This window comes from Neisseria sp. HMSC066H01 (assembly GCF_001837375.1).
GTDB lineage: Bacteria > Pseudomonadota > Gammaproteobacteria > Burkholderiales > Neisseriaceae > Neisseria.
Window position 1 is genome coordinate 243270 of the sequence record NZ_KV832193.1, and the last position, 20027, is coordinate 263296.

At 51.5% G+C, this 20027-nt stretch carries 20 protein-coding genes; all 20 read right to left on the bottom strand.

Annotated features, from left to right (window positions below):
- Positions 1–165: 165 nt before the first annotated feature.
- Positions 166–465, bottom strand: a complete 300-nt coding sequence (locus tag HMPREF2551_RS03565) for a DUF2818 family protein (RefSeq protein ID WP_003686671.1) — start codon at positions 463–465, stop codon at positions 166–168.
- A 220-nt stretch (positions 466–685) separates the two neighbouring features.
- The gene (nuoN, locus tag HMPREF2551_RS03570) at positions 686–2128 is read right to left on the bottom strand and encodes an NADH-quinone oxidoreductase subunit NuoN (protein ID WP_070837187.1); all 1443 of its coding nucleotides are present in this window, start codon (positions 2126–2128) and stop codon (positions 686–688) included.
- A 9-nt stretch (positions 2129–2137) separates the two neighbouring features.
- Positions 2138–3634 carry an NADH-quinone oxidoreductase subunit M gene (locus HMPREF2551_RS03575; RefSeq protein ID WP_070837189.1) on the bottom strand — a complete coding sequence of 499 codons (1497 nt, stop codon included), beginning with the start codon at positions 3632–3634 and terminating at the stop codon, positions 2138–2140.
- 178 nt (positions 3635–3812) lie between these two features.
- On the bottom strand, positions 3813–4133 hold the full coding sequence (locus HMPREF2551_RS03580) for a cupin domain-containing protein (protein ID WP_070837191.1): 321 nt from the start codon (positions 4131–4133) through the stop codon (positions 3813–3815).
- A 76-nt stretch (positions 4134–4209) separates the two neighbouring features.
- Positions 4210–4515 carry a chorismate mutase gene (locus tag HMPREF2551_RS03585; RefSeq protein ID WP_070837193.1) on the bottom strand — a complete coding sequence of 102 codons (306 nt, stop codon included), beginning with the start codon at positions 4513–4515 and terminating at the stop codon, positions 4210–4212.
- A gap of 70 nt (positions 4516–4585) precedes the next feature.
- A complete protein-coding gene (gene nuoL / locus HMPREF2551_RS03590; RefSeq protein WP_070837195.1) occupies positions 4586–6610 on the bottom strand; it encodes an NADH-quinone oxidoreductase subunit L in 2025 nt (674 codons plus the stop codon).
- Positions 6611–6612: 2 nt separating this feature from the next.
- The gene (gene nuoK, locus HMPREF2551_RS03595; protein ID WP_003747881.1) at positions 6613–6918 is read right to left on the bottom strand and encodes an NADH-quinone oxidoreductase subunit NuoK; all 306 of its coding nucleotides are present in this window, start codon (positions 6916–6918) and stop codon (positions 6613–6615) included.
- On the bottom strand, positions 6915–7586 hold the full coding sequence (locus HMPREF2551_RS03600) for an NADH-quinone oxidoreductase subunit J (RefSeq protein WP_070837198.1): 672 nt from the start codon (positions 7584–7586) through the stop codon (positions 6915–6917). The genes nuoK and HMPREF2551_RS03600 overlap by 4 nt, the downstream gene beginning before the upstream one ends.
- Positions 7587–7597: 11 nt before the next feature.
- Positions 7598–8077, bottom strand: coding sequence for an NADH-quinone oxidoreductase subunit NuoI (nuoI, locus tag HMPREF2551_RS03605; protein WP_070837200.1), 480 nt, complete (start codon positions 8075–8077; stop codon positions 7598–7600).
- Between the two features lie 81 nt (positions 8078–8158).
- On the bottom strand, positions 8159–9235 hold the full coding sequence (nuoH, locus tag HMPREF2551_RS03610) for an NADH-quinone oxidoreductase subunit NuoH (RefSeq protein ID WP_002216340.1): 1077 nt from the start codon (positions 9233–9235) through the stop codon (positions 8159–8161).
- A gap of 2 nt (positions 9236–9237) precedes the next feature.
- A complete protein-coding gene (gene nuoG / locus HMPREF2551_RS03615) occupies positions 9238–11499 on the bottom strand; it encodes an NADH-quinone oxidoreductase subunit NuoG (RefSeq protein ID WP_070837202.1) in 2262 nt (753 codons plus the stop codon).
- Positions 11500–11557: 58 nt separating this feature from the next.
- Positions 11558–12853, bottom strand: coding sequence for an NADH-quinone oxidoreductase subunit NuoF (gene nuoF / locus HMPREF2551_RS03620; RefSeq protein WP_003747876.1), 1296 nt, complete (start codon positions 12851–12853; stop codon positions 11558–11560).
- A 57-nt stretch (positions 12854–12910) separates the two neighbouring features.
- Entirely contained in the window at positions 12911–13384 is a 474-nt protein-coding gene (nuoE, locus tag HMPREF2551_RS03625) for an NADH-quinone oxidoreductase subunit NuoE (RefSeq protein ID WP_049349260.1), read from the bottom strand.
- A complete protein-coding gene (nuoD, locus tag HMPREF2551_RS03630; RefSeq protein ID WP_070837204.1) occupies positions 13384–14640 on the bottom strand; it encodes an NADH dehydrogenase (quinone) subunit D in 1257 nt (418 codons plus the stop codon). The genes nuoE and nuoD overlap by 1 nt, the downstream gene beginning before the upstream one ends.
- The gene (locus HMPREF2551_RS03635) at positions 14630–15223 is read right to left on the bottom strand and encodes an NADH-quinone oxidoreductase subunit C (RefSeq protein ID WP_070837206.1); all 594 of its coding nucleotides are present in this window, start codon (positions 15221–15223) and stop codon (positions 14630–14632) included. Before HMPREF2551_RS03635 ends, nuoD begins: the two co-directional genes overlap by 11 nt.
- A 12-nt stretch (positions 15224–15235) precedes the next feature.
- A complete protein-coding gene (locus HMPREF2551_RS03640; protein WP_002215610.1) occupies positions 15236–15718 on the bottom strand; it encodes a NuoB/complex I 20 kDa subunit family protein in 483 nt (160 codons plus the stop codon).
- Positions 15709–16065 carry an NADH-quinone oxidoreductase subunit A gene (locus HMPREF2551_RS03645; protein WP_003747867.1) on the bottom strand — a complete coding sequence of 119 codons (357 nt, stop codon included), beginning with the start codon at positions 16063–16065 and terminating at the stop codon, positions 15709–15711. The genes HMPREF2551_RS03640 and HMPREF2551_RS03645 overlap by 10 nt, the downstream gene beginning before the upstream one ends.
- A gap of 325 nt (positions 16066–16390) precedes the next feature.
- On the bottom strand, positions 16391–17848 hold the full coding sequence (locus HMPREF2551_RS03650; protein WP_070837208.1) for an oligopeptide:H+ symporter: 1458 nt from the start codon (positions 17846–17848) through the stop codon (positions 16391–16393).
- A 199-nt stretch (positions 17849–18047) separates the two neighbouring features.
- Positions 18048–19151, bottom strand: coding sequence for a peptide chain release factor 2 (gene prfB / locus HMPREF2551_RS03655; protein WP_070837210.1), 1104 nt, complete (start codon positions 19149–19151; stop codon positions 18048–18050).
- 97 nt (positions 19152–19248) lie between these two features.
- Complete coding sequence (gene truC, locus HMPREF2551_RS03660) at positions 19249–19965, bottom strand: tRNA pseudouridine(65) synthase TruC (RefSeq protein WP_070837212.1); 717 nt, start codon at positions 19963–19965, stop codon at positions 19249–19251.
- Positions 19966–20027 lie beyond the last annotated feature (62 nt).

Consider the following 20027-nt stretch of genomic DNA (forward strand, 5'->3'; position numbering starts at 1 on the left):
TTTATGAGACAGATTATTGTCTCTCCGCTACTTTTATCCAAAAAGAAGATAAAGTCTTTATTGAATCCATATCTACCTAACTCAAAGATGTAGTCATTGCCACCTACATTCTCAAATACAAGGCCGTCTGAAAATCTTTCAGACGGCCTTTTCCTTATTCAAATCCTACTCTCTATTCCGCTCATTCCAAAAGTAACGCCATACGAAGCATGGGAAGGCAAAAATCAGGTAGAGGCAGACAACGGTCGCATAAAACTCCCAATCTTGGGCATGTACGGCTCCGGCGCGCGATTCGAGGATATAGGCGAGAATCGCGGTAAGAAGGAAGCCTGCCAACAATTCGATCAAGTGATGGCCGATGTGTTTGCGTTTCAGGGCGATGATGCCGAAGAATTTGGTGGTAATAAATGGTGCGTTGGCAAAGATAAGTGCCAACAGCAAAAGAATGTACATGGATGCGGTCATGATGGTCTTTCTGTTTTCAGACGGCCTGCGTGTGATTTTAACATGTTAAATGGGCATTCTTGCCCATCATTATCCGTGGGATATTCAATATCTTGATGATGCCCGCTTGATGATTGTTCAAAGGCTTGAGGCCGTCTGAACTTTGGGTATATTTCATCCGAATGCGAATCCTAACAAAAACGGCGACTTTGGAACAGCCGCCGTTGGTTTTGTTTGAAGCTTACAAGGTATTTTCCAATGCTTTGGCACACCAGTCGATAACGGTTTGCGGCATGATACCCCAGAGGAGCAGCAGGAAGGCATTGACCGTCAGGACAAATTTGGCGGCATAGTTACTGCCGACCGGCTGGTCATGATCAGGCGCATCGAAGTAGATGACTTTGACCACACGCAGGTAGTAGAACGCGCCAATCAGGGACATGATGACGGCAAACACTGACAACCAAACATAGCCTTGTTTCAAGAGCGCCATAATCATGCCGAACTTGGCGTAGAAGCCCATCAGCGGCGGAATACCTGCCATGGAGAACATAGACAGCAACATCAGGAAGGCAAACCATGCATGGCGTTGGTTAAGACCCGCGAGGTCTTTAATGTTTTCGCACTCAATATCTTTGGTGGACAATACCATCAAAACACCGAAGCTGACTGTCGCCATCAAAGCATAGGTAATGGCGTAATACAAACCTGCGGTAAAGCCGACCGCGCCTGCCATAAACGCCAACAGGATAAAGCCCATGTGCGATACGGTGGAATAGGCAAGCATACGTTTGATATTGGTTTGCATGATGGCAGCAAGGTTACCGACCACCAAAGAAGCAACGGCAAGGATGGCCAACATCGGCGCCCAGTCTGAACGTATGGTATCCATACCGGTAACAAGGATACGGAACGCAAAGACAACAGCGGCAATTTTCGGAGCCGTACCCACAAAGGCGGCAACAGAGGTCGGCGCGCCATCGTACACATCGGGTATCCACATATGGAATGGAACCGCACCCAATTTAAATGCAATGGCGACCACAATAAACACCATACCCAATTTCAACAACCATTCATTGGCCTGCTCATTGAAAGCGGAAGCCAAGACGGAAGCAAAATCAAGGGAACCGGTGGCGCCGTAAACCATGGAAATACCATAGAGCAGCAAACCGGAAGCCAACGCGCCTAATACGAAGTATTTCAGCGCGGCCTCGGCAGAGCGGCTGGAATCGCGGCGCAGGGCAATCATGGCATACAGCGATAAAGACAACAATTCCAAACCGATATACGCGGTCAAGAAATGTGCCGAGCTGACCATGATGCTCATACCCAACAGGGCAAACAGCGACAGAGTGTAAAACTCGCCTTTGAAGATTTGGCGGTCTTGGTTGTACGGTTTACTGTAAATAAACAGACCGAACGTCAGCGCATACAGCACCAGTTTTGCCAAACGGGACATGCCGTCTGCAATATACATACCGTGAAAGGCATCGACACTGCCCTGCTCCCATACTGCCAATTGGGTGACGGCCACAATAATGACCGTTCCCAAACTCATCAGATGGGTCAAATAGCGGTTTTTATCGCAAATCCACAAGTCTGCCAGCAATACGACACCCAATAGCGCAAACAGCACGATTTCGGGCATGGCGGGCATTAAATTCAAATCAGACCAGTTCATTTACACACCTCAAATCTTGCTTTGTGCCACATGGGCAATCAAATCGTTTGCCGCTTGATGCACCACTTCGATAAACGCTTGCGGATACAGACCCATGCCCAATACAGCAACCGCCAAAATCGCCAAAATCGCAAATTCGCGGCAATTGATGTCTTTCATTTCGGCAACGTGCGGATTGTGGATCGCACCAAAAATAACGCGTTTGTACATCCACAGGGTATAAGATGCACCGTAAATCAAGGTCATAGCAGCCAAAGCGCCTACCCAGAAATTCACTTTAACCGCACCCATAATCACCATAAACTCGCCCACGAAGCCGGAAGTCGCAGGCAGACCGGCATTGGCCATACCGAACAACATCATAAACGCCGCAAACTTAGGCATCACATTGACCACGCCACCATAATCGGCAATATTGCGGGTATGCAGGCGGTCGTACATCACGCCGATACACATAAACATCGCGGCAGACACAAAACCGTGGGAAATCATTTGAATGATTGCGCCTTTCAATGCCCAGTCATTCAATTGGCCGTTCACAAACAGGAACATGCCCAAAGTGACAAAACCCATATGGCTGATGGAAGAGTAGGCCACCAGTTTTTTCATATCGGTTTGCACCAAAGCCACCATACCGATATAAATCACGGCAATCAGGCTCAATACGATGATCACGGGGGCAAAATAGCGTGCCGCATCCGGCATAATCGGCAGGATAAAACGCAAGAAACCATACGCACCCAGTTTCAGCGTAATCGCCGCCAGCACCATCGAACCGCCGGTCGGCGCTTCAACGTGGGCATCCGGCAACCAAGTGTGCACAGGGAACATCGGCACTTTTATAGCAAATGACAGGAAGAACGCTATAAACAAAAGCTGTTGTACGCCCAATGGAATCTGCTTGATGTTTTGGAAATCGACAATAGAGAAGCTGCCTGTTTGATAGTACAGGTAAACCATGGCAACCAGCATCAAGAGCGAACCCATCAGCGTATAGAGGAACAGCTTGACCGACGCATAGACGCGGCGAGGACCGCCCCATACACCGATAATCAGGTACAGCGGAATCAGCCAACCCTCGAAGAACACATAAAACAGAATCGCATCCTGCGCGGCAAACGCACCGTTAATCAAACCCGACATCATCAGGAATGCCGCCATATACTGCGCCGGACGTTTCTGAATGACTTCCCAACCGGCCAATACCACCAACAGCGTAATAAACGCATTCAAGATGATAAAGAGCACTGAAATACCGTCCACACCCAATGCGTAGTTGATTTTCAGAAGCGGAATCCACTCGTGGAACTCGGTAAACTGATAACCGCCGCTCAACCGGTCGAAACCAGTAAACAGGGGCAGCGTTACCAAGAAACCGGCAAGCGCACCCATGAAGGCAAGCACACGCGCTAGCGGCGCACGGCTGTCCTTACCGGTCGCCAAAACCAGCACACCTGCGGCGATGGGTATCCATATTGCCAAGCTGAGTAGGTAGTTGGAAAACATAGTGGTTAACCTGTGGTTAAAATAAAAAATATAGTTGTATGGGTTGGTTTCCAGACGACATTTCAGGAGGCCGTCTGAAAAAGATTGTGTATTTTGTGTACGGCAAAATCAAGAAAAATGTATATCTGCCGTCATTCTCTTATTCTGTTGCTGTCTCAAACCTTCTTTTCAGACGGCCTCAAACACTGTCCTCTTTCTCAATCACCAAAATCCGCGCCTCGCCGCACGGATGGGCAACGTGTTCCGTGCCGATTCCTGCATAGAAGATATCTCCGCTTTTCAAACGAACGATGTGTTCTTCGCCGTTTTCTCGGTAGTGCATCTCAACTTCGCCATCCATCACGGCAAACACTTCCTCGCCGTCGTTGATGTGCCATGTGTAGGGCTGGTTCGTCCAGTGCAGGCGTACGGTGATGCCGTTCATATTGGCGATGTTGAGTGCGCCCCATGCGCGGGAAGCGGTAAATTCGGCGGAGCGGATGGTTTGTGTGTCCGACATGGTTTTTTCTCGCCTCTATATTTCAGACGGCCTCTTCCCTATTTTTCTTGTCAAAACCGTTATCTGAAGATTTTGACTACGCCCCGTCGGTACGGTTGGTGTCCATCTCAAGTTTAATGAACGCATCAATCATGCTGCGCCAAACTGCTTCTGCTACTTCGGGCGACAAACCGGCCTTTTCGGCATAAGCGCGGCGAGAGGCAATCACTTGAGCCACCCGTTCGGGCGCGGAAACCGCCTGCACATCGTTTTTAGGTTTCAGACGACCAGCCTGCCGTACCAATTTCTGCCGGCGGGCGAATAATTCGATTAATCCCTTATCCAAACCATCGATGGCTTCACGGACTTCGTCCAGGGTTTGCGGTAATTTGTCTTCAATCATTGTTGCTCAAATTTTCTTTTTCAGACGGCCCTATACACAAACTATAGACAGGCCGTCTGAAATCCCGCTTTTATCGGAACAATCCCCAGAAGGTCATGCCGAGCAGTACCAATACGCCGAATACCATAGCGGCGGCATAGGTATAGATGAAGCCGGTTTGGGCTTTGCGTACCTGTGCGGCAATCGCGCCGACCAGTTTGGCGGAGCCGTTGACGATACCGTTGTCGATAATGGCGGTATCGCCGACTTTCCAGAAGAAAGTACCCAATGCGCGTGTGCCTTTGGCAAAGACGTTGAAATACAGGGCGTCGAGGTAGTATTTGTTTTCAAACAAAACGTAAATCGGACGGAACGCCTGTACAATTTTGGCTGGCAGGTGCGGCAGTTTGACGTACAAGAGCCATGCGCTCAACACGCCTGCGATAGCGAGGTAGAGTACAGGCGAATGCAGGCTGTGCGACACCATTGCCAATGCGCCGTGGAACTCTTCCTTCATGATGTGCATAGTTGGATGCGCATCGGTATTGACGAAAATCACGTCTTTGAAGAAATCGCCGTAAAGCATAGGCTCGATGGCAACATAGCCGATGATGACGGACGGAATGGCAAGCAAAATCAAAGGCAGGGTAACAACCAGCGGGCTTTCGTGCGGATTGTCGTTTTTGCCCAAGCCGTGATGTTCTTCACCATGATGATCGTCATGATGCTCAGGCAGACTGCGCCATTTCTCTTCACCGTGGAACACCATAAAGTATTGGCGGAATGCGTAGAACGCAGTAACAAACACGCTGGCGAGGACGGCAAAATAGGCAAAGCCGCTGCCCGGCAGGGTGCTGTATTTCGCCGCTTCGATAATCGAATCTTTGGAATAGAAGCCGGAGAAGAACGGCGTACCGATCAGCGACAAGTTACCGATCAACATGGTCAGCCAAGTAATCGGCATGTATTTTTTCAGGTTACCCATATGGCGCATGTCTTGGTCGTGGTGCATACCGATAATCGCGCTACCTGCGGCCAAGAACAACAAGGCTTTAAAGAAAGCGTGGGTCATCACATGGAACATCGCCACGGAATAGGCAGACGCGCCCAAAGCCACAGTCATATAGCCCAGTTGCGACAGGGTGGAATACGCAACCACACGTTTGATGTCGTTTTGAATCACGCCCAAGAAGCCCATAAACAAGGCGGTAATCGCACCAATCACCATGATGACAGACAGCGCAGTGCTGCTCATCTCATAAATCGGCGACATACGCGATACCATGAACAGACCGGCGGTAACCATGGTTGCGGCGTGAATCAATGCAGAAATAGGGGTCGGACCTTCCATCGAATCAGGCAGCCAGACATGCAGCGGGAATTGTGCAGATTTACCCATCGCACCGACAAACAGGAGTAAACAGGTTACAGTAATCAAAGACCATTCCACACCGGGGAACAGTTGGATAGTGGCCGTCTGAACATTAGGCAGATAAGCGAATACATCTTGATAGCGCAGGCTGCCGCCGAAATAGGCAAGCACCAAGCCGATACCGAGCAAAAAGCCGAAGTCGCCGACACGGTTGATCAAAAAGGCTTTCAGGTTAGCAAATGTTGCGCTTGGACGTTTGAAATAGAAACCGATCAAAAGGTACGACACCAAGCCCACAGCCTCCCAGCCGAAGAAGAGCTGGATGAAGTTGTTGCTCATAATCAGCATCAACATGCTGAAAGTAAACAAAGAAATATAGCTGAAGAAGCGTTGGTAGCCGACTTTTTCATCGTGCATATAGCCGATGGTATAGATATGCACCATCAACGACACGCCCGTTACCACGACCATCATCATCGCCGTCATCGTATCGACCAAGAAGCCGACGGAGAAATCCAAGCCGCCCATCGTCAGCCAGGTATAGACGTTCTCGTCAAACTTGGCACGGCTGCCATTGAGAAATCCCCACAGCACATAAGCCGACAGCACGGCAGACACCGCCACACCGAGTATTGTTACGGTATGCGCACCGGCACGTCCGATTTTGTTACCGAACAAACCTGCAATCAGCGAGCCTGCCAAAGGCACAAGGGCAATTACCAAATATAAAGTCATGTCGTTCATGATTACCCTTTCAACTCATCCAAATCGGCAACGTTGATTGTTTTTCTGTTACGGTACACCAATACCATAATCGCCAAACCGATGGCGGATTCGGCAGCAGCAACGGTCAGTACGAAAAATACGAAAATCTGTCCGGCAGTATCGCCCAAATATTGGGAGAAGGCGATAAAGTTGAAGTTCACCGCCAAGAGCATCAGCTCGATGGACATCAGCAATACCAGCACGTTTTTGCGGTTCATAAAGATACCCATTGCGCTGATACCGAACAGGAGCGCACCCAATACCAGATAATGCGTCAAGGTAATCATGCTTTGCCCTCCCCTTCCGGCTTGAGGCCGTCTGAAACTTCGCTTTCTTCGGCAGATTCGACTTGCGGTTTGACCGCTTCCATTTTCACCAAGCGCATACGGCCTTGATCAGCGCGTACTTTAACTTGGTCTGCAGGGTCCATACGTTTCGGATTGAAAGTTTTGCGGTGAACCAGCGCAATCGCGGCCACCATACCCAACAGCAGCAATACCGCCGCCAACTCAAACGGCAACAGGTAGTCGGTATAAATACGGCTGCCCAAATCGCGGATATTGTTGTAATCGGCCGGAGTGTCTTTCATCAGACCAAATGCGGCAAGGTCGGTTTTCGGGTTGACCAAAATCAGGATCAGGGCAACCGCCAACAATGTGCCGACCACACCGGCAACAGGCGCATGACGCCAGAAACCGGCGCGCATGGCTTCGATGTCGATATTCAGCATCATCACGACGAACAGGAACAACACCATCACGGCGCCGACGTAAACCACCACCAGCGTCACGCCCAAGAATTCGGCCTGCATCAGCATCCAAATCATCGCGCTCACGCAGAAGGTCAGCACCAGATGCAAAGCGGCGTGCACAGGGTTTTTAGCAGTAACGGTACGAACCGCACCGTACAAAACGATGGCGGCAAGGATATAGAACAGAATCGCGGAAAAAGTCATTCGTCTGCTCCTTAACGATACGGCGCGTCAGCGGCTTTGCGTTTGGCGATTTCGGGTTCGTATTTGTCGCCAATGGCCAAAAGAATCGGCTTGGTCATGTGCAAGTCGCCTTTTTTCTCGCCGTGGTATTCAAAAATATGGGTTTCCACAATCGCATCGGTCGGGCAGGCCTCTTCGCAGAAACCGCAGAAGATGCACTTGGTCAGGTCGATGTCGTAACGCTTGGTGCGGCGGGTGCCGTCTTCGCGTTCTTCCGATTCGATGTTAATCGCCATTGCCGGACAAACTGCCTCACACAATTTACACGCAATACAGCGCTCTTCGCCGTTCGGATAACGGCGTTGCGCGTGCAGGCCGCGGAAACGCACGGATTGCGGCGTTTTCTCTTCGGGGAAATAAATTGTGTCTTTGCGGGCAAAAAAGTTTTTGAGCGTTACGCCCAAGCCTTTTACCAATTCGCCAAGCAGAAAGGTTTTTACTAAGTTAGCCATATTTATGTTCCCTCAAAACAGGGATTTCGTTAGGTATTCAAAATCGCTTTGTTCAGACGACCTCAAGATGCCGTCTGAAACTTATTTCCACAAGTTCAGCGGTGAAATCATCCACACGCCCAAAATCACGATGTAGGCAAAGCCGATCGGAATCAGTACTTTCCAGCCCAAACGCATGATTTGGTCGTAACGGTAGCGTGGGAAGGTGGCACGGATCCACAGGTACCAGTACAGAACCGCCGCCATTTTTACGAACATCCAGAATGCGGAAGGCGTACCGATAAAGCCCCAACTTTGCGGGAACGGAGACAACCAACCGCCGAGGAACATCAGCGATGTCAGCGCGGCAATCAGAATCATGAAAATGTATTCGGCAAGGAAGAACAGCGCGAATGCGAAGCCGGAGTATTCAACGTGGTGACCGGCAACGATTTCAGACTCACCCTCTGCCACGTCAAACGGCGCGCGGTTGGTTTCGGCAACGGCGGAAATCAGATAAACGATGAAGATGGGGAAGAGCGGCAGCCAGTTCCAAGAGAATACCGAACCACCGGCAATACCTTTGGCTTGCGCGGCAACGATGTCGGAGAAGTTCATGCTGCCCGATACCATCACAACGCACACCAGCGCGGCACTCATGGCAATCTCGTAGGAAATGCTTTGCGCGGAAGCACGCATTGCGCCCAAGAACGAATATTTGGAGTTGGAAGCCCAGCCCGCAATGATCACGCCGTAAACCGACAGCGAGGTAATCATCAGGATGTACAAAAGGCCGATATTGATATTGGTCAGCACCCATTCTTCGTTGAACGGAATCACCGCCCACGCCGCAAAAGACGGGGCGAGCGACATAATCGGACCGATATAGAACAGGGCTTTGTTTGACAGCTTCGGACGGGTTACCTCTTTAAACAAGAGTTTGAACACGTCGGCAAACGGCTGAATCAGACCCCACGGGCCGGTTACGTTCGGGCCGACGCGAAGCTGCATAAAGCCGATGACTTTACGTTCGAAATACGTCAGGTAGGCAACGGTCAGAATCAGCGGAATCAGGATAATCACGATTTTGACGATGACGGATACCACCAAGCCTACGGTGATGCCCAAATCGCCCAGACCGAGCGTTGCGGCAAAGAGGTTTTGGAACCATTCTTGCATGATCAAGCTCCCGCCAGTTCAATAGTGTCCATCAACGCACCCAGCGCGGCATTTTCGGTATGCAGCGGCAGATGCACCACGTTTTCAGGCAGTCCGGCATCGGCTTTGACGGCAACCGATACGCTTGCGCCGTTTTGTTTGGCGACAGCGGTTTGTCCGTCTTGCAGGCCCAAGCGCGCCAATGTGTTCGGATTTACACGCGCGGCAGGCACGGCGGCATGACTGGTTTCTTGCAACGGTGCGGAACGGCGCACGATAGAATCAGTGTGATAAATACCGACGCCGCCGACACGGACGAGGCGGTCTGAGGCCGTCTGAACGCCCTCCCCTGCCCATGTGCTGCGGTTGTCCAGTTTGGACGGCAGGCTTTCTGCATCCAGCGCATCTTTCAGAATCGAAGCGGTATCGTGGTATTCAAAACCTTTCAGGTCAAACAGGTTGCCCAATACGCGCAACACTTTCCACAACGGACGCGAATCGCCAAAGCCTTGTACCACGCCGTGGAAGGATTGCAGACGGCCTTCCATATTGATGAAGCTGCCTGATGTTTCAGTAAACGGCGCAATCGGCAACAACACGTCGCACACGTCCAGCAGCGTTTCGCTGACAAACGGCGTAAACGCCATCACGCTTTTCGCCTGTTTCAACGCGGCCACGGCTTTTGCGCCGTCAACCGTATCGATTTCAGGCTCGACGTTGAGCAGCAAGACTGCCTGTTTCGGCGCGTTTGCCATTTCGGCAACGCTCTCGCCCGAGTTCACGCCCAAAACATCCGCACCGACGCTGTTAGCGGCTTGCGGCAAAATACCCAGCACTGCGCCGGTCGCATCTGCCAGCTCTTGCGCAGCGGCATAAATAGCGGCGGAATCAGGATGGTTTTGCACTTCCGCGCCCAAAATCACCGCTGCTTTTTCAGCGTTTTTCAGGCTGGCGGTAACGGCGTGTTCCGCATTGGCAGACAGGTTTTTCAGACGGCCTGCCCACTCGTCGGGATGTGCGGCTTCTTGAGACAGAAGCGGCATAAACAATTCTTCTTTACTGCTGGCCAATACGCTCAAGGCCATGCGGTCTTTGGCGGCGCGGCGCAAACGGGCGGTCAGGAGCGGCTGTTCTTTGCGCAAGTTCGCACCGACGACCAATACGGCATCGTTGTCCGCTAGTGATTCAATGCTTTGTCCCAACCATTGCGCACCTTTAAGGCCGTCTGAAAGACGTTTGTCTTGTTGGCGCAAACGGGTGGCAAAGTTTTTAACACCCAAGCCGTCGGCAAGTTTTTTGGCCAAATACAGCTCTTCAACCGTATTCATCGGATTCGCCCAAACGCCGACTTGGTTTTGGTTGCCGTCTTTGGCGATACATTCGATCGCGCTGCGGACATATTCCAACGCGGTTTTCCAATCCACGTCCATCCACTCGCCGCCCTGTTTGATTTTCGGGTTTTTCAGACGGCTTTCGTGATACAGGCCTTCGTAGGCGAAACGGTCGCGGTCGGACAGCCAGCATTCGTTGATAGCTTCGTTTTCCAACGGCAACACGCGGCGGACGGTATGGTCTTTGGTTTGTACAATCAGGTTGCTGCCCAAAGCGTCATGGGCGGAAACGGATTTGCGGCGGTTCAATTCCCAAGTACGCGCGTTGAAGCGGAACGGTTTGCTGGTCAATGCGCCGACAGGACACAAATCGATGACGTTGCCTGACAATTCGGTTTCCACTGCTTTGCCGATAAAAGGCATGATTTCGGAATGTTCGCCGCGATTGGCCATAGCGATTTCTTGCACGCCGGCGATTTCTTCAGTGAAACGCACGCAACGGGTACAGTGGATACAACGGCTCATTTCCTCGGCGGAAATCAAAGGACCCATGTCTTTGCCGACAACGGAACGTTTTTCTTCGGTATAACGGCTGGTATTTTTGCCGTAGCCCATCGCCAAATCCTGCAACTGGCATTCGCCGCCTTGGTCGCAGGTCGGACAATCAAGCGGATGGTTGATGAGCAGGAACTCCATCACGCCTTCTTGCGCCTCTCGGGCTTTTGCCGAATGCGTACGCACAATCATGCCGTCTGTAACCGGCGTGGCACAGGCGGGCAGGGGTTTGGGGGCTTTTTCCACGTCCACCAAACACATACGGCAGTTGGCGGCGATGGAAAGTTTTTTGTGGTAACAGAAATGCGGGATATAAGTACCGAGCTTGTGCGCGGCTTCAATCACCGTCGCGCCCTGCTCCACAGATACCTGTTTGCCGTCGATTTCGATTTGTAACATGGTTCGTTCCTAGTTACGGGTATTTAATAAATAATTCTTTTAGAGGCCGTCTGAAAACTTAGCACCACTTATTCGGTTTCATCGGTCCGCCGTGTTCGATGTAATGCACAAACTCATCACGGAAATGCTTAGTAAAGCTGCGGACGGGGAAGACGGCGGCATCGGCGAGGGCACAGATGGTGCGGCCTGCCATTTGGTTGCCGACAGAATCCAACAAATCCAAGTCTTCCATACGGCCTTTGCCTTCTACGATGCGGTGGACGATGCGATAGAGCCAGCCTGTACCTTCTCGGCAAGGCGTACATTGGCCGCAAGACTCGTCGTAGTAGAAGTAGCTCAGGCGCTCAAGGGCTTTCACCATGCATACGTCTTCGTCCATCACGATAATCGCGCCGGAACCCAACATCGAGCCTGCTTTGGAAATCGAATCGTAGTCCATATTGGTCTGCATCATGATATCGGCAGGCAATACGGGTGCGGACGAACCGCCGGGGATAACAGCTTTAAGTTTTTTACCACCGCGCATACCGCCCGCCATTTTTAAGACTTCGGCAAACGGCGTACCCAATGGCACTTCATAGTTGCCCGGACGCTCGACATGACCGGAAATACAGAACAATTTGGTACCACCTGCATTCGGAATACCTTTGTCGGCAAAGGCCTGTCCACCGTCACGGATAATGAATGGGACAGAGGAGAACGTTTCGGTATTGTTGATGGTGGTCGGTTTGCCGTACAAGCCAAACGAAGCAGGGAATGGCGGTTTAAAGCGAGGCTGACCTTTTTTGCCTTCCAGCGATTCGAGCAATGCGGTTTCCTCGCCACAAATATATGCGCCGTAGCCGTGGTGGGCGAAGAGTTCAAATTCAAAATCCGAACCCAAAATATTTTTACCCAAAAAGCCTGCGGCGCGCGCTTGGGCGAGTGCGGCTTCAAAGCGTTGGTAGCCTTCGAAAATTTCGCCGTGAATATAGTTGTAGCCGGCTTTCGCACCCATCGCATAACCGGCAATAATCATGCCTTCAATCAGGGCATGGGGATTGAACATGATGATGTCGCGGTCTTTAAATGTACCCGGCTCGCCTTCATCGGTATTGCAGACGACGTATTTTTCGCCCGGGAAGGAACGGGGCATAAAGCTCCATTTCAAACCGGTCGGGAAGCCCGCACCGCCACGACCGCGCAAGCCAGAGGCTTTGACTTCGTCAATCACATCGCTTTGCGAGATGTTTTCGGACAGGATTTTACGCAGGGCGGTATAACCGCCACGTTTGACGTATTCGTCCAATGTCCAGCAATCGGGATTGGCGGTATCCACTTGGTCAAAAATCACGCCTGATTGGTAAATAGCCATTTTTGGTGTGCCTGTTCGTTTTCGTATCGGTTGCAGCCGTTGTTTTCAGACGGCCTTTTATTTCAGTTCGGCAAGTTTCTTGTCAATTGCTTCTTCGGTCATAAAGCTGCACATGCTGTGGTTGTTGACCAGCATGACCGGTGCGTCGCCACATGCGCCCATACATTCGCCCTCGACAAGGGTAAATTTGCCGTCGGGCGTGGTTTCGCCGTAGCCGATACCGAGTTTTTTCTTCAGGTATTCGCCGGTATCCATGCCGCCGCGCAGGGCGCAGGGCAGGTTGGTACAAACGGTCAATTTGTATTTGCCGACAGGCTCAAGGTCGTACATATTGTAGAAAGTAGCGACTTCGTAGGCTTGTGCAGGCGAGATGCCGATATAGTCTGCGACAAAGGCGATGGTCTCAGGAGCGAGCCAGCCTTTTTCGGTCTGGGCAATACGCAATGCGCCCATAATGGCGGAGCGACGTTGGTCGGCAGGATATTTTGCCAACTCGATGTCAATTTGTTTTAAGGATTCTGCGGATAACATTATCGGTCAACCTCCCCGAATACGATGTCCTGCGTACCGATGATGGCAACGACGTCGGCGAGCATGTGGCCTTTTGCCATTTCGTCCATGCCTTGCAGGTGGGCGAAGCCGGGTGCGCGGATTTTCAGGCGGTAGGGTTTGTTTGCACCGTCTGAAATGATGTAAACGCCGAACTCGCCTTTCGGGTGTTCGACAGCGGTGTAGGTCTCGCCCTCGGGAACGTGCATACCCTCGGTAAAGAGTTTGAAATGGTGAATCAGGTCTTCCATACCTGTTTTCATTTCGGTACGTTTGGGCGGAGCGAATTTGTGGTTTGTGGTAATGACCGGACCCGGATTGACACGCAACCACTCGGAGCATTGTTTGATGATGCGTACGGATTGACGCATTTCTTCCATACGGCAGAGGTAACGGTCGTAGCAGTCGCCGTTGACGCCGACAGGGATGTCGAAATCCATTTTGTCGTACACTTCGTACGGCTGTTTCTTACGCACGTCCCATTCCACGCCCGAACCGCGCAACATGACGCCGGCAAAGCCTTTTTGCATGGCGCGCTCGGGAGAGACGACGCCGATGCCGACGGTACGCTGTTTCCAAATACGGTTGTCGGTCAGGAGGGTTTCGAGTGTATCGATGTTTTTTGGGAAACGTTCACAGAAGGCGTCGATAAAGTCGAGCATGGTGCCTTCGCGGGATTCGTTGAGCTGCTTCAATACTTTGGCATTGCGGAATTTGCTGCTCTCGTATTTGGGCATGAAATCGGGCAGGTCGCGGTAAACGCCGCCGGGACGGAAGTAGGCGGCGTGCATACGCGCGCCGGAAACGGCTTCGTACAAATCCATCAGCTCTTCGCGGTCGCGGAAGGCGTAAAGGATGGCGGTCATCGCGCCGATGTCGAATGCGTGCGAACCGATGCCCATCAAGTGATTGAGGATGCGCGTTACTTCGGCGAACATCACGCGGATGTATTGGGCGCGGATAGGCACGTCGATACCGGCAAGTTTTTCTACTGCCAAACAATATGCCTGCTCGTTAACCATCATGGAAACGTAGTCCAAGCGGTCCATATAGGGCAGGGCTTGCAGATAGGTTTTGGTTTCAGCCAGTTTTTCAGTACCGCGGTGCAGGAGGCCGATATGCGGGTCGGCACGGACGATTTGTTCGCCGTCCAACTCCAAAATCATGCGCAATACGCCGTGCGCCGCAGGGTGTTGCGGGCCGAAGTTGATGGTGTAGTTTCTTAATTTATTGGCCACCGTAGTTCTCCTCACGGACGATACGCGGCGTGATCTCGCGCGGCTCAATGGTAACAGGTTGGTAAATCACGCGTTTTTGCTCTTCGTCGTAACGCATTTCGACATAGCCGGAAATCGGGAAGTCTTTGCGGAACGGATGTCCGACAAAACCGTAATCAGTCAGGATGCGGCGCAGGTCGGGATGGTTGTTGAACATGATGCCGTACATATCGAAGGCTTCGCGTTCGTACCAATCCGCGCTGTTGTAAATATCGACTACGGATTCGACTACGGGGAAGTCGTCGTCTGAAACCCAGACGCGTACGCGGATGCGTTGATTGTTTTTAATGGAAAGCAGCTGACTGACGACAGCAAAGCGTTTGCCCTGCCATGCTTCGTTTTTGTAAGTGCTGTAATCGACGCCGCACAAGTCAACCAGAAGCTCGAAATGCAAATCTTCATGGTCGCGCAATGCGGTCATGACTGGAATATAGTGTTCGGGCAGACACTCGACGGTAATCTCACCCAAAGCTGAAATGACTTTGCTTGCCTGATCGCCGAGCACGCCGACGACGGTCTCGTATAAGTTTTGAATGCTTGCCATATCGTCCTCTCCTTACTCGTCACGCGCGATGGTGGAAGTGCGCTTGATTTTTTGTTGGAGCTGAATCAGGCCATAAATCAGGGCTTCCGCAGTCGGCGGACAACCCGGCACATAAACGTCTACCGGCACGACGCGGTCGGCACCGCGCACGACGGAATAAGAATAGTGATAATAGCCGCCGCCGTTGGCACACGAGCCCATAGACAATACCCAGCGCGGCTCGGCGAGCTGGTCGTATACGCGGCGCAGGGCAGGCGCCATTTTATTGGTCAGCGTGCCCGCCACAATCATCAGGTCGGCCTGACGGGGGGACGGACGGAAAATGATACCGAAACGGTCAAGGTCATAACGCGCCATACCCGCGTGCATCATTTCCACGGCACAGCAGGCCAAGCCGAAAGTAACCGGCCACAGCGAACCGGTACGCATATAGTTCAGCACCGTATCCGCGCTGGTGGTGATGAAACCTTTTTTCAAAACGCCTTCTATTCCCATTCCAGCGCACCTTTTTTCCATTCGTAAACAAAGCCTACCGTCAAAACGACGATAAACACCAGCATAGACCAGAAGCCGTATGTACCCAATTCTTTAAATACCACTGCCCACGGCAGCATAAACGCAACCTCCAAATCGAAGAGGATAAAGAGGATGGCGACGAGGTAATAACGTACGTCGAACTTCATCCTTGCGTTTTCAAAGGCTTCGAAACCGCATTCGTAAGGCGCATCTTTCTCGGCGTAGTGGTGTTTCGGACCCAAAATCGTGCCGAGCAGGATAAACAGCACACCGGCCGCGAGGCCGACGAGAATGAATACGAGGACGGGAAAATAACTGGCCAACATGGTCGTACCTAACTGGTTGACAGACAAATCTTAAAAATAGATTACCATTTTATCGAATTTCAAAAGCCATTTAAAGGTAAATATCAGCAAATCAGCAAAAAAACCTCAATAAATTCAATAAAGTTATGAGAACAATTCTTATTTGTATTTAATATTTCCAAATTTTAATTTCGGTTTAATCATGTATCATTTCATTCGGATTCTCCGCCTATCCGATTTATGCCCCGAATCCGCCCTCTTTCCAATTCCCAATAAAACATGAGGCCGTCTGAAATAGATTATTTTCAGACGGCCTGCGTACATCACATCCATTTAAATGGAAAAATCAATCGACACCTTTGAGCATGCGGTTCAATACCGGGGCGAGTACCAACAGGATACCGCAGGTTACCGCGCCGATGGTGGCCAGCATCCAGTAGAAATCCAATGGCGACTGAGCATTGTAGTAGTCTTTAAACAACACTCCGCCCAAGGTAAAGCCGATGGACAATGCCAAGAAATTCAAAGCAACCATTTGTGTTTTAAACATGCTCGGTGCGATTTTGGTAGAAAACGACAGCGAAATCGGCGACAGCATCAGCTCGCCTATCGTAATCGCCAGCAACACCAGCATAAACACGATAATCGGCATCGGGGTTTCGGATGAAATATACGGAATAAAACTCAAATAAGAGACGCCGGTTACCAACATGGCCAGTGCAAACTTCAACGGCGTTTTAGGTTGACGCTTGCCCATTTTCGTCCACACCGCCGCCATCACGCCGGAAAAGAGGACCACCCACATGGCCTGTATCGAATCTTTCCATGAAACAGGCACAGTAAAGCCGAAGAAAGTACGGTCAACCGTTTCGTCGAAATAAACCGTTGCAACGGTGTACACCTGAAACCAAACCGCCCAGAACATACAAATGGTTAAAAACAACGGAATATAGGCCAAAATATAGCGTTTATTGGCCGCTTCAACGTGGCTGCTGCCCAACAGGCGCGCGAAATAAGCGACGACGGTAACGATAACCACGCCCAAGAGCCAGCGGGAGAAGTTTTCAAGGGTAAGCGCGCCGGAAGCAATCACGCTGCCCAACACCAAAACCAGCAATACGCCGACAGCCATGGCGGTCTGCACCTTTTCAGGGCGCAACGGATTGGGAACCGGCGTATGCGGCAGGTTTTTACGGCCGCGCGAATACCACAGCAGGCCGAATGCCATGCCGACGGCCGCCGCGCCGAAACCGTAATGGAAACCCATCCTGTCTTGCAAAATACCGGTCAACAACGGGCCTAAGAAGCCGCCGATATTGATGGAAATATAGAAAATAGAGAAACCGGCATCACGCAATTCGCGCAGGTCTTCCCGTTCATACAAAGAACCGACCATCGAACCGGCAGACGATTTCACGCCGCCGCTGCCAAGCGCGATAAACACCAAGCCCAGCAACAATCCCATCAAACCCGGTACGATCGCCAATAAAATATGGCCGGTCATCACGACGATGCCGGCGATAAACAGGGTACGCTCCGCGCCCCAAATGCGGTCGGCCAACCACGCACCGAGAATGGTGGACAGGTAAACGCTGCCGCCGTACGCGCCGACAATGCCGCCGGCCAAGGCTTTATCCATACCCAAACCGCCTTGACTCGCGGTGTAATACAGATAAATCAGCAGGATGCCCTGCATACCATAGAAGGAAAAACGCTCCCACAGCTCAATATGGAATAGGGTGGATAATTGCAAAGGATGGCCGAAGAAAGTTTTCTCGGCAGAAGACAGCTTTTGACCGGACATTTAATAAGTTCTCCTAATATATCGGACAGGATCAGGCTTCAGACGGCCTATTGCACCTACCAATCATTTTTATAGAAACTATATATTACCGCCAATCTTTGCATTTGCAAAACATGTTTTAATATTTGCAAAATATTGTTTCTTTCAAACTGAAAAATGCCGTCTGAAATCTTTCAGACGGCATTTTATGTTTTACGGTTTATACGCCTTGTTTCAGGCTGGCTTCGATGAAGCCGTCCAAGTCGCCGTCCAAAACGGCTTTGGTGTTGCCGACTTCGTAGCCTGTGCGCAAGTCTTTAATGCGTGAGGAGTCCAAGACGTACGAACGGATTTGGCTGCCCCAACCCACATCGGACTTGCCGTCTTCCAATGCCTGTTTCTCTTCGTTGCGTTTGCGCATTTCCAATTCGTACAGTTTGGATTTCAACATTTCCATCGCGGCGGCTTTGTTGGCGTGTTGCGAACGGTCGTTTTGACATTGCACCACAATTCCCGTCGGCTCGTGGGTAATGCGCACGGCGGAGTCGGTTTTGTTGATGTGCTGACCGCCGGCACCGGATGCGCGGTAAGTGTCGATACGCAAATCGGCCGGGTTGATTTCGATTTCGATGGAATCGTCGATTTCGGGGTACACAAACACGGATGAAAAAGACGTATGGCGTTTGTTGTTCGAGTCAAACGGCGAATAGCGCACCAAGCGGTGAACGCCGGTTTCGGTACGCAGCAGGCCGTAGGCGTATTCGCCTTCCACGCGGATGGTGGCGCGGTTGATGCCCGCGATTTCGCCGTCGTCTTCTTCAAGGATTTCGATTTTAAAGCCTTTGCGCTCGGCGTAGCGGCTGTACATGCGGAACAGCATGCCCGCCCAGTCTTCGGCTTCGGTACCGCCCGCGCCTGCGGTGATGTCGATAAAGCAGTTGTTCGGGTCGGCAGGCTGGTTGAACATTCGTTTGAATTCGAGGTCGGCCATTTGTTTTTCCAAACCGGCCACATCTTCCTGCACGGCGGCGAAACCTTCTTCGTCGTTTTCTTCGACGGCCATTTCAATCAGCATGCGGTTATCTTCGATGCCTGAGGCGATGTTGTCGAGGGTTACCACGATGCCTTCGAGGATTTTGCGCTCTTTGCCGATTTCTTGGGCGCGTTTGGGGTCGTTCCAGAGTTCCGGGTCTTCGGAAAGGCCGATGACTTCTTCCAATCGGTCTTTCTTGCCCTGATAGTCCATATAGACGCGGATGTCTTCGCTGCGCTTCTCCAGGTCGTTTAGGGTGTTGTTAAGCTGGTTGATTAATTCGGCTTCCATGATTCTTGTGTTCTTTCAAAATTTTAGGGGCGTATTGTAAGGGATTTGCCTGTTTTTTTCCATGACCGGGCTGTCTGAAAATGTGCAGTTTGGGTTTTCAGACGGCCTCGGTTTTGAATTTTTCCAACCAAATCCGCCAGTCGTTGTCTATCGGCGCTTGCACGGTCATCCGGCTACCGTCTTCTATGCTTTGAAAACTGAGGCTTCGCGCGTGCAACATCAGGCGTTGCGTGCCGATATGTTCGGCAACGGCATGGTTTTGGCGCAAATCGCCGTAGTTGGTGTCGCCGACGATGGGGTGGAAAATGTGTTTCATATGGCGGCGGAGTTGGTGTTTGCGGCCGGTGTGCGGCGTGAGTTCGGCCCACGAATAACGCGAGGTCGGATAACGCAGGGCGGATTGGAACGGCAACTCGGTTTGCGCCAGACAGCGGTAGGCGGTTTGCGCTTCCTGCAATGTGGCTTCGGTCTGCGCTTCGGCGATTTTGTCGGGCATATATTTGAGGGCGTAATCAATCAGGCCGTCTGAAGGCAGATGACCGCGGACAATCGCCCAATAAGTTTTTTCGATAGTTTTGTTTTCAAACTGCTGCGTTAATAATCGTGCGGCTTCCGTATCGAGGGCAAACAGCAAAACGCCGGAAGTCGGGCGGTCGAGGCGGTGGACGGGATAGACGTGCTGCCCGATTTGGTCGCGCAGGGTCTGCACGGCAAAACGGGTTTCGTGTTTGTCTAACCAGCTTCGGTGCACCAGCATTCCGGCAGGTTTGTTGACGGCGATGGTGCGGCTGTCGCGGTGGATAATATCGAGCATGGCGGAACAGTCGGAATAAAAGCAGATATTGTAACGGGCTTTTGAAAATGTGGCAGGTACAC